Source organism: Pseudoalteromonas sp. Ld19 (genome assembly GCF_045064135.1).
In the GTDB taxonomy this organism is placed as follows: domain Bacteria; phylum Pseudomonadota; class Gammaproteobacteria; order Enterobacterales; family Alteromonadaceae; genus Pseudoalteromonas; species Pseudoalteromonas aliena.
On the sequence record NZ_JBISHA010000017.1, the window covers coordinates 308,637 to 322,417 of the forward strand.

The window sequence follows — 13,781 nt, forward strand, 5'->3', positions numbered from 1 at the left end:
ATGCATCCCCTTTTAGAAAAAGCACTAAAAATCAAACAGCAACTAAATTGGTCGCTAATTTTTGGAGTAAGCTTTTTTCTAGTTGTAGTGATTGGTTTAGTGCAACTAACCACTGGTATTTCAGATTGGCTAGTTGAAAATAAAGATGCCCAAATTAAGCAGTTAACTGTGCAAGGACATCCAAAGTACACCGATGAAACCGCGATTATAAAAGCAATAAAAAAAGCGGATTTAAGTAGCTTTTTTGAACTCGATGTAAAGCATGTGCAACAACTTGTGCAAGATTTACCTTGGGTAGCTACTGTATCGGTACGAAAACAATGGCCCGATACAATACAAGTCTATGTAGTGGAACATGAAGTCGTCGCGCACTGGAACAGTGATTTATTACTGAATCAAAGTGGTGAAGCTTTTCAAGCTAGCAGTGATAAAATAAGTGCCGATTTACCGCAGTTGTTTGGACCAGAGGGTAGCGAACAAGAAGCATGGGTTGCCTTTAAACAACTTGATGAGATGCTTAGAGTTAACTCTTTAACATTAAAAAGTTTAGCGTTATCGGAGCGTTTTTCGTGGCAGTTATGGTTAGATAACGGGGTGCGTTTAAATTTAGGGCGCAAAGATAAAGCTAAACGTGTACAGCGGTTTATAGATGTTTACCCGCGAATGAAACAACGTGAAGATGCACAAATAGACACAATCGATTTACGGTATGATACCGGCCTTGCAGTGAGTTATAAGCCAGTGCAAGAAGAACAATTACAAAATAAGAGTAAGGCATGACTAAGTCAGCAGAAAGAAACCTAGTAATAGGATTAGACGTTGGCACCTCGAAAGTGGTTGCTACGGTAGGTGAAATCACCGCAGATAACAAGCTCAGCATTGTTGGTGTGGGCAGCCAAGTATCTCATGGTATGGATAAAGGCGGTGTTAACGATTTAAACTTAGTGTCTGAGTCTATTCGCCGAGCTATAGACGAAGCTGAATTAATGGCTGATTGTCGTATCAGCTCTGTGTACTTGGGTATCTCTGGTAAACATATTCAATGCCAAAACGAAAGCGGCGTAGTGGCTATTAACAATACCGAAGTGACGGATGAAGACATTGAAAATGTTATTCATATCGCGCGTTCCGTACCTATTTCGGCTGAACGTAAAATGCTGCATGCTCTGCCGCAAGAGTACAGTATTGACATGCAAGAGGGTATTAAAAACCCATTGGGCATGAGTGGCGTTCGAATGGAAGCACGAGCACATATTATTACGTGTTCAAACGATATGGCTAAAAACATTGAAAAATGCGTACACCGTTGTGGCCTTGAAGTCGATCAACTTATTTTTACAGCATTAGCATCGTGTTATTCAGTGCTGACACCCGATGAAAAAGAGCTCGGTGTTGCTGTACTTGATATTGGCGGTGGTACAATGGATATCACTATTTATATTAATGGCGCGCTGCGTCATTCAGCGGTTATTCCTGTCGCCGGTAATCAAGTGACGGGTGATATTGCAAAAATATTTCGTACACCTATATCACATGCAGAGTCACTCAAAGTACAATATGCATGTGCAAGTAGCCAAATGGCAAGTAGCGAAGACACAATTGAAGTACCAAGTGTGGGCGGACGACCAGCAAGATTGATGTCGCGTCATACGTTATCAGAGGTTGTTGAACCTCGTTTTAGAGAATTATTTGAATTGGCGATGGAAGAAATTCGTCGTTCGGGTTTAGAAGACCAAATTGCGGCAGGCCTAGTTATAACAGGCGGAACTGCTAAAATGACTGGCGCAATGGAAGTGGCAGAAGACATTTTCCAAATGCCAGTAAGAATAGGCAAACCAATCGGGATAGTTGGTTTGACAGACTACGTAGATGATCCTTCGTACGCAACCGCTGTTGGTTTGTTACAATACGGCCGTACCATGCAATCGATGAATGCACAAAAGTCGAAAGCAGAGGATAACAATAATTGGTGGAACCGCATTGCAAAATGGTTTCAAGGCGAGTTTTAATGCTCAAGTCGGAGAGTAAACATGTTTGATATAATGGAACAACACAGCGAAGAAGCTGTCATAAAGGTAATTGGCGTGGGCGGTGGCGGCGGTAACGCTGTTGAGCACATGGTAAAACAACAGATTGAAGGCGTGCGCTTTATAGCGGCTAATACGGATGCACAAGCATTACGTAATTCATCTGCAGATATTACAGTACAATTGGGCACGCAAATAACCTCTGGGCTGGGTGCGGGCGCAAATCCTGATGTAGGCCGTCAATCGGCTGAAGAAGATGCTGATACCATTCGTGCTAGCCTTGAAGGCGCAGATATGGTCTTTATTGCAGCGGGTATGGGCGGTGGTACAGGTACTGGTGCAGCACCGGTAGTTGCTAAAATAGCGAAAGAGCTAGGTATTTTAACTGTTGCAGTCGTAACACGTCCTTTTGACTTTGAAGGCAAAAAGCGTGCAGCAGCTGCTGAGCAAGGTATTAATGAATTGTCAGAAATTGTAGATTCGCTTATTACAATTCCGAACAATAAATTACTTAAAGTTTTAGGGAAAGGGACTACACTTCTAGATGCCTTCGCTAAAGCAAATGACGTATTATTTGGCGCGGTTCAAGGTATTGCAGAGCTAATTACACGTTCTGGTTTAATTAACGTGGATTTCGCCGATGTAAGAACGGTAATGTCTGCAATGGGTACTGCTATGATGGGAACTGCATCTGCATCAGGCCCTGATCGTGCCCAAGAAGCAGCAGAAGCGGCTATTTCAAGCCCATTACTAGAAGACGTTGATTTAACCGGAGCTAAAGGTATCTTGGTTAATATTACCGCCGGTATGGACATTGCGATTGAAGAATTTGAAATTGTGGGTAATCACGTTAAAGCGCTTGCGTCAGAAAACGCAACGGTTGTTGTTGGTGCAGTTATTGACCCAGAAATGACAGATGAATTACGAGTAACAGTTGTTGCAACTGGCTTAGGAGGCGATCGTCGCCCGCAGTTTGGTATTGTAGATAACGGCTTTAAAAAAGCATCAGGTTCTGATGTTGCAAGTTCTTCAAACCAATCGAGCAGCATGTACGTACCAAGCTTTGCGAGTCAAGGCACAAGCACTGAAGAAAGTAGTACTGCTAATGCAAAAGTTGAGAGCAAAGAACAAGCGCCTTCTTCTAGCTCAAATAGCAATATGAGTTCTTCAACGCAAAACAGTAAAAAAGCGGATAAATCAGAAGGCAGTGATTATTTTGATATCCCCGCTTTTTTACGTAAACAAGCTGATTAATAAAATAGTACTTTCGTTTGTAATTTGAACGAAAATTGGATTTTAGGCGTATTTATGTTAAAATCCGCCGTCTGAATGTAATTAATTTTAAGTGAGCGAACCTATGATTAAACAGCGTACGATTGCACAAGTAGTCAAAGCCATAGGAATTGGACTTCATAAAGGTGAGAAGGTCACAATAACTCTCCGACCTGCGAGCGCAAATACTGGGATTGTATTTCGCCGTGTAGACCTTGATCCGGTTGTTGATTTTGAAACAACACCTGAAGCCGTTGGTGATACGCAATTATGTACCTGTTTAATTAATAAAGATGGCGTTCGCTTATCGACTACTGAGCATCTTATTGCAGCAGTTGCTGCAATGGGGATTGATAATCTAATTGTTGAATTAGACAGCTCAGAAGTGCCGATTATGGATGGTAGTGCATTACCATTCATATACTTGTTACAAAAAGGTGGTATTGAAGAGCAAAATACGGCTAAACGCTTTATTCGAATCAAAGAAAAAGTACGTATTGAAGAAGATGGTAAGTGGGCTGAAGTTGAGCCGTATGATGGTTTTCATATCGACTTTGAAATTGCATTTAACCATCCAGCTATCAACGAAAGTCGCCAACGTATTGGTTTAGATATAACAACACAAAGCTTTATTGAAGAAATCAGTCGCGCGCGTACTTTTGGATTTATGAAAGACATTGAATACATGCATGCAAACAACCTAGCGCTAGGTGGTAGTATGGATAGTGCTGTGGTACTTGATGAATTCAAAGTTTTAAATCCTAACGGTTTACGTTATAGCGATGAGTTTGTTAAGCACAAGATATTAGACTGTGTTGGTGACATGTTTATGACAGGTCATAACCTTTTAGGTAAAGTAACCGCATTTAAATCGGGTCATGATTTAAATAATAAATTACTTCGTAAAATTATGGCTACAGAGTCAGCATGGGAGTGGGCAACATTTGAAACGCCTGTGACGATGCCTGCACCCGGTCTTGAGTTAGCTCCAGCCTAAAAACAGTAAAAGTACAGTTCGCAAACAGTTATAAAAAATGACGCTAATTAGCGTCATTTTTTTGCGTGAAATTCACTCTATTATAACTCTAAAAGAGCTTGTAACTGATTTAGATGAGTTACGGTATAGGTTGGCTTTATTCCGTCGGCTAATTGCTCGCCAGGATGCTGCAACCAGCAAGTATCTATGCCTGCATTGTTGCCGCCAAGTATGTCACTTGCAGCAGTATCACCCACCATAAGTACCTCGCTTTTATCTGGGTTACCCATTAGCTCAAATGTGTGCTCAAAAATAGCTTTATTTGGTTTTGCTATACCCACAAGTTCAGATATTACTAACCATTCAAACATATCTTTTAAGCCAGTATGCTCAAGGCGTACTGTTTGTAGGCGGGCAAATCCATTAGTAATAATACCTAATCGAGCATTTGGCTTAAGTTTATTTAAAAGTTCAATAGCACCGGGTAATGGCTCGCAAATTTGCGCCATAGCATCTAAAAAAGCATCGTTTAGCTCTTTTGCGGGCACATTAAGCTTTGAAGCCCACTCATTAAAGCGTGTTATTTGTAAGTAATCTGCGCTAATAGTGCCATTTTGATAATCAACCCACAGCTGCTTATTGGTTTTTTGATAATGAATATAATCGTCTTGGCTAAAATCTACGTTGTAAGCTTTAAACATGCGAGTCATGCCCGCTAAAATATCAAACCTAAATAAGGTTTCGTCTGCATCAAACAATACATAGTTGTATTTCATTCAACTTCCTAAATTAATTTGTTTGGCTGTAGAGATCTACATGTAGAAAGGGCGCCATAGCTAAAGTGAGTGCTTGTGTATAGGTGCTTTCACGCGTGGCGTGGTTGTTTGTAAGTAACCCAATAGCGCCCCCTTTTTGTTTAACGTTGATAGTATTAAATGCCTTGTCCATTACGTCGCCAAGTTCTTCGCCTTTAAGTAATGCGTTATAAAGCACTTGAGGCAAGGGGAGGTTGCTACTGCGCCCTACAACTTGATTTAAGGCATTATCAATAACTACGTAAGCAAAGGTTGCTGCACCATAGCTAAATTGCTCTGCACCGCCTTCCATTGCCACGTAGTAGTGAGCTTGGTGATGCTCTTTGCAATAATTAACACGATTTTGTGCGCCAATACGTGTTTCGTCTTCGCCAATCGGCTGTTCTGGAACGCCTGAGGGAGCATTAACACCTTCACAGTTAATAGTATGGGCGGGAAAATACATAGTAAAAATATGCTTAGCGGCATTTATTTTTACAGGATTTTTAGAACCAACAATAATTTTTAATTGTTGTGACATACAGATCTCACTTTAAACAAAATCAGCAGTGTACGTGAGTTAGCGTTAACAAAAAAGAGTAGCAAGGCTAATCAAATAGGCAAATCAAGTGGGGCTAAGTTTTCTAATGCGCGCTTTTTTAAAATAATATCTTTAATGAGAGGGGTAAGTACCAACTCCATTGCTAAACCCATTTTTCCACCAGGCACAACAAGTGTATTGATACGGGACATAAAGCTGCCTTCGATCATGCGTAAATAATACGGAAAATCAACATCATCAATTCCTCTAAAGCGAATAACGACAAAGCTTTCATCAAGTGATGGAATATCTTTTGCGCTAAATGGGTTTGAGGTATCAACTGTTGGTACACGCTGAAAGTTTATATGCGTACGCGAGAATTGCGGAGTAATGTGATTAATATAGTCATCCATGCTACGCACAATAGACCCCATAACCGCTTCGCGAGAATGGCCACGTTCAGAAGTATCACGGATTAGCTTTTGAATCCATTCAAGGTTAATAATAGGTACCATGCCTATTAATAAGTCGACATGTTTCGCTACATCTACATCCTGATCGACAACGCCACCATGTAAACCTTCATAAAATAAAATATCAGTGTTTTGATCAAGATCTTGCCAAGGAGTGAACGTACCTGGTAATTGATTGTAGGGAACAGCCTCATCAAATGTGTGTAAATAGCGACGCAATTTGCCTTGTCCAGTTTCGCCATAATTGCCAAATAATGCTTCTAGCGCGCTGAAGTCATTCGCTTCTCGGCCAAAGTAACTAATGTGTTTGCCTTCTTGTTGCGCTTCACGCACTTTTTTATCCATTTCAGGGCGAGTGTAACGATGAAAGCTATCTCCTTCGATAAAAGCAGCTTGAATATTTAGGCTACGAAAAATATGTTTAATTGCATTGGTTGTGGTGGTTGTACCCGCACCCGATGAACCAGTTATTGCAATAATAGGGTTTTTAGCTGACATGTTAATTCTCTTTTTTAGGACCCGATTTTATAACCAGACTAAACTTAACACTATTTTAAGTTGTTTGGATATTTTAAGCGTTGACTGACTCAGGCCAAGTGACGGCATCAGCGAATAACGTTATCATGAGGTGCTTAAAATTAAAACGAGAGAAAGCATGAAACTTATTAAACCATTACTAGGCTTCTTTTGCGTAAGTGTCCTGAGCCTAGGTATAGCACACGCTAGTATGCCAAAAAGCCAAATATTACTTGCTGATTTAAATACACCTTATGGCTTGCAAGTAACGATAGTGAGCGATAAAACAAGTTATAACAATCAGCCTTACTTAACCAGTACAGGTTTATATTTTACTCACGAGGTATTAGTTGGTGATAAAAGCCAAACTGATATTGCCTACTATGACTTAACAACTCAGCAGGTTAGCAATCTCACCAAGTCAGCTGTCAGCGAATATTCGCCAACATTGATGCCAGATAAAAGTAATTTATCAGCTATTGTAGTTGAAGCCGATGGTAAGCAAAAACTCTGGCAATATTCAGCTTTAAGTGAGGGGCCCGCAACACGAATTTTTGATTGGATAGAGCCCGTTGGTTATCATGCTTGGGGTATTAAGAATGATTTAGTGATGTTTATTTTAGGTGAGCCCCACACACTTCAATATACTTCAGTAGAGGCTGCTAAAGGTCAGGTTGTTGCAAGCAACATTGGCCGCACGCTTATTTATAATAACTCGACGGCTACATTTTTATTTAGTTACACTAAAAACGAACAACACATTTTAGCTAGCTTTAACCCTCAAAATAAACAGGTTGAAGACTTACTAAGGTTACCATCTCAAGTTCAAGATTTTATTTTAAAAGACGATGCAACGATTGCTTACGCTATTAAAAACCGTGTTTATCAGCGCAAGCTTAATGGCAGTAATGAAATATCGCAATGGCTTGATTTAAGCACTTACTGTAAAACGAATATAACAAGAATGAGTTATAACAATGAAAAGCTCGCTTTTGTATGTGATATAACGAAGTAAAGCAGACAAATAAATTCAGATTTTATTGTGTATGCGTTAATCTAATGCGTAAATTAACTAATAGGGACTACACGTGGCTTATAGTGCAGACGAGCTGACAGAGCAGCTTATTAAATTACAATGCAGAAGTAATTTTAAGATTAAAAATATTGCAGAATACATGTTAGTAAACTCTAAAGAAGCTTTTTATACTCATAGTGAAAGTGGCAAAGGTAAAATAGTAATTCGCCCTGCATTTGAAGTATTTAGCGATGATTTTAGTGATATTGATGGCGTAACACGTGCGCAAGGGTATTTTCATAGCAGCGAGATGACACGCTTCCCGACACGTATTTTTAAAAGCGCCCAACCTATTCACTACGGTGTGGCATTTAAAATAAACTCTGAGCAAGCAGCCAAAGATTTTATAGCCAAGCTTACAATGATTATTGGCAACTAATTTTATATAAAAAGTAAAAAGCCGCCGAATTTATATTCAGCGGCTTTTGTATTTTTATAGCTTAATCACTAAGAATTACTTACTTTTTAAGAAACTATTAACCGACTCTAGTTCGCGAGTTTTAAGTGCGATACAGTCATTTGTGCTTTCTTCAAGTTTACTTAACGTACGTGCATAACCTGCTACATCGGCCACTTTTTTGTTAAAAAAGTCTTGTGTTTTAGCTAAGCTTTTTGCATTACAACTTGCGGTTGTAAAGTACGGTAAGTTAGGTACAAAGAACGGTGGCAAGCTTGTTGTTACTTTATCGTAATTGGCGTATATCCAGTCAATAAACAATGCTTGGCGTTCGTCTGTGTAACTTTGACCAGACAAAATAGTACGCATATCAGAGGCGGTTACTTCATCCGTTAAGCTGTAAGCTAAAACGGATTTTTGCAGCTCAGGGTTACCAAAAAAGCCCATTGCAGCAAGCATATTAGTGCGTACTTGTGGATCTTTTGTGGTTTTAAATGTCGTCATAAACTGATCAAGTAATACTTTATCACCATGAAAAGCTGCCAGTCTTAAATAAGTGCCCGCTAAGTAAGGATCTACTTTTTGTGGGTTGTTTAAATACACTTGCGTTTGCTCTTTGGCTTTATTAATTATAACTTGATCTTCACCATCAAAACCTAAGCGTGATACAACCGCCGCACGAAGTTGTGCAATAGCACCATCTTCTCCAGCTTTTGCCTCTAAACCATATTTTTTAGCTGCAGGAGTAACTGCATCACGAATAAATGCAGGCCATAGGTCTTTATTGCTATCGTCTTTAAACGTACGTTGTTGCGATACTAAGTAACCTAATGCGGTATTTGCTACGCGAGGGTGGTTATCGCTTGCGAATACTTCAAGTGTTTGCATTAACTTAGCCGCAGATATAACACCAGCATCAAGTAGCGCGTCAGTGGCTGATAATAACGCCAAACGCTCGCGGTCAGTCAATACGCTTGCTGCATTATCGATAAGTGCGTTAAATTGCATGTCATCCATTACCCAGCGGTAATAGCCTAGTGCACCTTGATCAGGATAAATCCATTCTGGTTCAAAGTCTAAATCTAGCGTTTGGCTTTGTTTATTAAGTAATACATTCGCTGTTTTTACTTTATCGCCAGCGCCATATTTAATAGCAACAGGTACATTCCATAATTGTTCTGGCGCATCAACACCTGCGTTTACAAAGCGACTTTGTGAAATCGTTACTTTGCTACCTTGTTGGGTCACCTTAACAAGTGGGAAAGAAGACTGTTCAATAAACGATTTTAAAACACCTGCGACATCTTTATTTGATGCTTTACCTAGTGCTTGCCATAAATCAGCCGCTTCTGCGTTTTTGTAAGAGAATTCTTTTAAGTAGCTTTGAATTCCTTTTTGAAACGCGTCTTCGCCAATCCAGTTTTCAACCATCGCAAGTACTGAGCTACCTTTGCTGTAAGCAAGACCTAAACCGTCCATAATGTCGGCTTCAGTTTTTATTGGCTTACGAATGGGCTTAGTACTTAAACGCGCATCAAGTGCCATTACGTTGTTTTGTGGCAGGTCTAAGTGCGATTCAAACTCAGGGTTAAGCTGCTTAGTAATTTTCGCAGCCATCCAGCTAGCAAATGCTTCATTTAGCCATAAATCGTTCCACCATTTCATGGTGACTAAGTTACCGTACCATTGATGAGCAAGTTCGTGAGCAATAATTGATACATTGCGCTGTTTTTTGCTACGTGTTGCAGCGGCTAAATCAACTAATAAAATATCTTCTCGGTAGGTTACTAAGCCTGAATTTTCCATTGCACCAAATGGAAATTCTGGCACTGCAACAGAGTCTAATTTTTTATATACATAAGGAATGCCAAAGTATTCTTCAAGTGCGTTCAGTACTTTTGGCATGTTTTCTTTTGCGTATTGGGCTAAATGAATTTTACCTTGCGGAGTAATTACACGACCAGGAATTGGCATACCTTTAATTTCTAATTCTTCAAACGGGCCAACAGCCATAGCGACTAAGTATGAAGGAATTGGCGGCGTTTTATCAAAGTAGTGTGTGGTCATATCGCCATTAACGATTGCTTTAAGCTCTGGTGTGTTGGCATATACTTTTTGTGATGTAGGCGCAGTAATTGTTAACTGAAATGGGATTTTGTAGCTTGGTTCGTCAAATACAGGAAACGCACGACGCGCGTCGCTCATCTCAAATTGAGTAAATAAGTAAGGCGTTCCTTGATCTAACGTTTTGTACAGGCCTACACTCTGACGATTATACGGCGCTGAAAAATCTACTTTTAGTGTGTATTTACCTGGTTGAATTTGCTCGTCACAACTAAATTTCACTTTGCCTGTTTTAAGCATTTCGTTGTTTAAATCACAATTTTCTTCGCCAAGTAATTGCGCCATTTTAACAGCGTAAGCTACGCCATTTAACTCAATGTATTTTGTTGGTTTTAGTACTTCTAGGGAAATCTCAGTCATCCCTGTAAATGTATCTTGGCTTGGGTCGAGCGTTAACGACACCTGTTGTGAGCTTGGTTTTGCGAGTTTTTCGATAACGAATTCGTTAGCGTGTGCAGCATTCATTGCCAGTGCAACGCTCACTGTTAAAAGGCTTTTAAAAAACATAGTGTTCCCTAGATTGTTGTTGTTAGAAACTACCCTAAACAGGCTTTTTTATGCTCATATAATTAGGGGTTAGATATCCTAACAGTTTTTTTAAATAGAGTAATTGATTATAACGGTGACATTAAGGGGAAATAGTAACAACGTTTGTCAGTGACTTTCGCGTGTTATAAAGCGCTGCCAGCTTAAATTAGTATTAATGGTACGTAGTTGTTGAATAACAGTATTTAGCAAAGTGGTGTCGTTAAACGTATCGTGTTGATACTCGCTAAAGCCCATTAAATAATTGAAGGCATCTTTAGAGCTGGCTTGTAGGGCATATATACGAACTTGCTGTTCAAAGTTAAGGCGCAGGCTGCTTATTGCTGTTTTCATACCGAGTTGATCTACGTTTGGGATATCACATTTTTGTAAGTAGCCAGCTCGCTCACCTTCACCTGAAAACCAAATGCGTACTTTTTCACTGTACCTACCCGTTTTAGCCGGTAAATCGAACATTAACCGGTGTTGATTTTGCGATTTAATAAACGCTATGTATTCATTAAAACCAGCATTTATAAGTGCTTGATGTACAGGGACCAAACGAGGTTTTATTTTTCCATGTGTATGAAAATTAAAGCACAGAATGTTTTTTTCAACAGATAGATCGTCAAGTGTTAAGCAACCAACCTCATCGCTGTAAGCGCCACTATAGTAAGCAATTAAAGGCAGCCAAAAATGCCAATGTTTCGCTTGTTCGCGAGCAACCTTAAAATCACCGTATATATATCCATTATAAAGCGTGTGTAGTTCCATGGCAGAAAAAGGCCGGCGACCAAGATGGGTTTTCAACGTAATACCTTGAAAATAATGATGTGTTTTATCTTATACCCAACTAACAGTTGATGCTAGTTGGGTTTACTCGCTTTAAAAATAAAGCAGGTGGCGTATTACTCACTCAGTGCGCGAGCTAAGCCTGTTGGTTCAATTTCTGCGCATACTTGGTCATCATTCCAGTTAATACCAACCAGTGCATTATCTTCATTTAAGTCTTCAACCCATGCATCTAAAAATTCATCAAGGTTGATCTCTACAGGACTGTAGTCTTTCCATTCTTCTTTACATTGCGCTTTAGCTGCTGCTTCACTTTCCCAAAGTAGTAACACGTCAGTTTCGTCAAATTGATTAGAATCACATACTACAAAGCCATTATCTTCTGCACCGAGTGCCCAAATTACTTCGCTAACACGTACTTTTTCTACGAAGTTAACCAGTTGTGATTCAATTTCGATATCGCTCATGTGTTTACCTTTTTAAATTAGTGACGAGAATTAGTATCTATTGCCGCTTAGTGCTTGCTGTATTGCTTATAAAAAGCAATACGCTTTGGATGCTGACTAAAGTCAGTCCGTTCGCGAAAGCAAATCAAGTAGGTAGTATAAACTGATGTTGAGGTATTCACAGCTTTTAAATACTTGATCACATAAATCAGTATTTAAACAGTTTAATATTTGCTCAGTCGGTTCGTTTGTAAGTTAGAAAACTTATCGCTAATTTGATGCAATTAGCTTTGGCTGGCTTATTGAAGCAAAAAGCGCACTATGGAGCTAGAGTTAATAAGCGTGAACATAGCGTCGATTTAAATAGGTTGTTTTTGGGAGGATTTTTATTTGCTCGATTAGGGGGCGTTTGTTTAAAAAGTATACTTTAAATATCAACAGCCCCTAGGGCGTGTTGACCTTTCGCGATTGATTTTGCAGCAGACTGTTTGGTATTTAGGCAAGGCAGAGCCTGTGATGTGTGGTTGTTCCCCATAAATAGGCGATAACGCAGCATAGATACCAAACATGCGCTGCCCTTTGGGTTCTTTCTAGGGACGATTAACTCTTTGTTGCTCGGTTTTTACTTAGCCCACTAGGTTACAAACCTCGCGCCGCGATTAAATCGCCCCTAGATTGAACAAATTTCAATCCACAAAGGTCAACACGCCCTAGGTTGACGTTATTTTATTGTGCCCAAGTTCTAATTCGACTGCATGGGTATTTAATAAAAAAGCCGCACGAGCGGCTTTTAATAAATGGTATGTATCAAATTATTCTGAACGACTGGTTACTTCAAGCAAATGATAACCAAATTGTGTTTGCACTGGGCCTTGTACTTCATTAATTGGTGCAGAAAATACCACTTTATCAAATTCTGGTACCATCATACCTGGACCAAATTCACCAAGGGCACCGCCGTCTTGGCCAGAAGGACAATTAGAATGTGCTTTTGCTAACTCAGCAAAAGCTTCACCTTGCTCAATTTTTTCTTTTAAGTCTAAACATTGTGCTTCACTGTCTACTAGGATGTGTCGTGCGCTTGCCACTGTCATAAATTCTCCGCTTATATTTGGTGTTTTTTTAACCTAATGAAATGTCATTCTAGTTAGTTTCAACTAATTGTACCAGTATAAACTTATTTCTCAGAAAGCACAGTTTCAATTGCTGAGATCATCTGCTCTGAATTTGGTAACATTTTACTATTAAAACGCAATATTGTTTTACGATCCGCAGACACAAGGTACTTATAAAAGTTCCAGTTAGGAGAGCTGGTTTGTGCGTTTAAGTGATTAAAGATTGGATTTGCGTTGCTGCCACGTACTTCACTGGTAGCAAACATAGGAAAAGTAACTCCGTAGTTTATAAAGCAAACTTTAGCTGTGTCTTTTTCATCGTTTTCTTCTTGAAAAAAGTCATCAGAAGGAAACCCCAATACGACTAACCCTTGTTCTTTATATTGTTGGTATAGTGTTTCCAGATCTTTAAACTGAGGTGTGAAGCCACAATTACTGGCTGTGTTTACTATTAACAGCGGTTTATTTTTGAATTGACATAAATTGATAGATTCTTCAGAGCGCAGTTTACGAATATCGACATTGGTAAAGTCTGTGCAGGTTTGTTCTGATTGCTCATTGCTATTAAAGGTGTTTTTAGCTTGTGTGTTAACTGTTATAAATAAAATACTGAGCCCTATAATAACTTTTTTTAGCATAACGAACGCCTATATTTCCGATTGTTAGAGTTGATGATGATACGCTAATATAGGGGAAATTGATCAACCA

General features: G+C 39.4%; 14 protein-coding genes. 6 read left to right on the forward strand and 8 right to left on the reverse strand.

Going from position 1 to position 13,781, the window contains the following annotated elements; genetic code table 11:
- From ACJJVZ_RS06590 to lpxC, 4 genes are all read left to right on the forward strand, one after another.
- On the forward strand, positions 1–780 hold the full coding sequence (locus ACJJVZ_RS06590; RefSeq protein WP_077535969.1) for a cell division protein FtsQ/DivIB: 780 nt from the start codon (positions 1–3) through the stop codon (positions 778–780).
- Positions 777–2,009 carry a cell division protein FtsA gene (gene ftsA, locus ACJJVZ_RS06595; RefSeq protein WP_077535968.1) on the forward strand — a complete coding sequence of 411 codons (1,233 nt, stop codon included), beginning with the start codon at positions 777–779 and terminating at the stop codon, positions 2,007–2,009. The genes ACJJVZ_RS06590 and ftsA overlap by 4 nt, the downstream gene beginning before the upstream one ends.
- 21 nt (positions 2,010–2,030) lie before the next feature.
- Positions 2,031–3,281, forward strand: a complete 1,251-nt coding sequence (gene ftsZ / locus ACJJVZ_RS06600) for a cell division protein FtsZ (protein WP_138584672.1) — start codon at positions 2,031–2,033, stop codon at positions 3,279–3,281.
- Positions 3,282–3,384: 103 nt separating this feature from the next.
- Entirely contained in the window at positions 3,385–4,296 is a 912-nt protein-coding gene (gene lpxC, locus ACJJVZ_RS06605) for a UDP-3-O-acyl-N-acetylglucosamine deacetylase (protein ID WP_138584671.1), read from the forward strand.
- A gap of 80 nt (positions 4,297–4,376) precedes the next feature.
- On the opposite strand, the gene yjjG is transcribed toward lpxC, so the two are convergent.
- From yjjG to ACJJVZ_RS06620, 3 genes are all read right to left on the reverse strand, one after another.
- Positions 4,377–5,051: a pyrimidine 5'-nucleotidase gene (gene yjjG / locus ACJJVZ_RS06610; RefSeq protein ID WP_138584670.1), complete on the reverse strand. Its 675-nt coding sequence runs from the start codon at positions 5,049–5,051 to the stop codon at positions 4,377–4,379.
- 13 nt (positions 5,052–5,064) lie between these two features.
- Positions 5,065–5,610: an inosine/xanthosine triphosphatase gene (gene yjjX, locus ACJJVZ_RS06615; protein ID WP_405599154.1), complete on the reverse strand. Its 546-nt coding sequence runs from the start codon at positions 5,608–5,610 to the stop codon at positions 5,065–5,067.
- 71 nt (positions 5,611–5,681) lie between these two features.
- The gene (locus ACJJVZ_RS06620; RefSeq protein ID WP_405599157.1) at positions 5,682–6,581 is read right to left on the reverse strand and encodes a phosphoribulokinase; all 900 of its coding nucleotides are present in this window, start codon (positions 6,579–6,581) and stop codon (positions 5,682–5,684) included.
- Between the two features lie 157 nt (positions 6,582–6,738).
- On the opposite strand from ACJJVZ_RS06620, the gene ACJJVZ_RS06625 reads away from it, so the two are divergent.
- The gene (locus ACJJVZ_RS06625) at positions 6,739–7,614 is read left to right on the forward strand and encodes a hypothetical protein (RefSeq protein WP_182701938.1); all 876 of its coding nucleotides are present in this window, start codon (positions 6,739–6,741) and stop codon (positions 7,612–7,614) included.
- 73 nt (positions 7,615–7,687) lie between these two features.
- Positions 7,688–8,053 (forward strand): hypothetical protein, encoded by a 366-nt coding sequence (locus tag ACJJVZ_RS06630; RefSeq protein WP_007579906.1) that lies wholly within the window; start codon positions 7,688–7,690, stop codon positions 8,051–8,053.
- 75 nt (positions 8,054–8,128) lie between these two features.
- On the opposite strand, the gene ACJJVZ_RS06635 is transcribed toward ACJJVZ_RS06630, so the two are convergent.
- The 5 genes from ACJJVZ_RS06635 to ACJJVZ_RS06655 all read right to left on the reverse strand — a co-directional run bounded on the left by ACJJVZ_RS06635 (position 8,129) and on the right by ACJJVZ_RS06655 (position 13,711).
- Positions 8,129–10,702 carry a M1 family metallopeptidase gene (locus ACJJVZ_RS06635; protein ID WP_405599161.1) on the reverse strand — a complete coding sequence of 858 codons (2,574 nt, stop codon included), beginning with the start codon at positions 10,700–10,702 and terminating at the stop codon, positions 8,129–8,131.
- Positions 10,703–10,849: 147 nt separating this feature from the next.
- Complete coding sequence (locus ACJJVZ_RS06640) at positions 10,850–11,530, reverse strand: hypothetical protein (protein WP_405599162.1); 681 nt, start codon at positions 11,528–11,530, stop codon at positions 10,850–10,852.
- A 98-nt stretch (positions 11,531–11,628) separates the two neighbouring features.
- On the reverse strand, positions 11,629–11,979 hold the full coding sequence (locus tag ACJJVZ_RS06645) for a DUF2750 domain-containing protein (RefSeq protein ID WP_007579911.1): 351 nt from the start codon (positions 11,977–11,979) through the stop codon (positions 11,629–11,631).
- A 791-nt stretch (positions 11,980–12,770) separates the two neighbouring features.
- The gene (locus ACJJVZ_RS06650; protein ID WP_077535960.1) at positions 12,771–13,052 is read right to left on the reverse strand and encodes a peptidylprolyl isomerase; all 282 of its coding nucleotides are present in this window, start codon (positions 13,050–13,052) and stop codon (positions 12,771–12,773) included.
- 83 nt (positions 13,053–13,135) lie between these two features.
- Entirely contained in the window at positions 13,136–13,711 is a 576-nt protein-coding gene (locus ACJJVZ_RS06655) for a glutathione peroxidase (RefSeq protein ID WP_077535959.1), read from the reverse strand.
- Between the last annotated feature and the right edge of the window lie 70 nt (positions 13,712–13,781).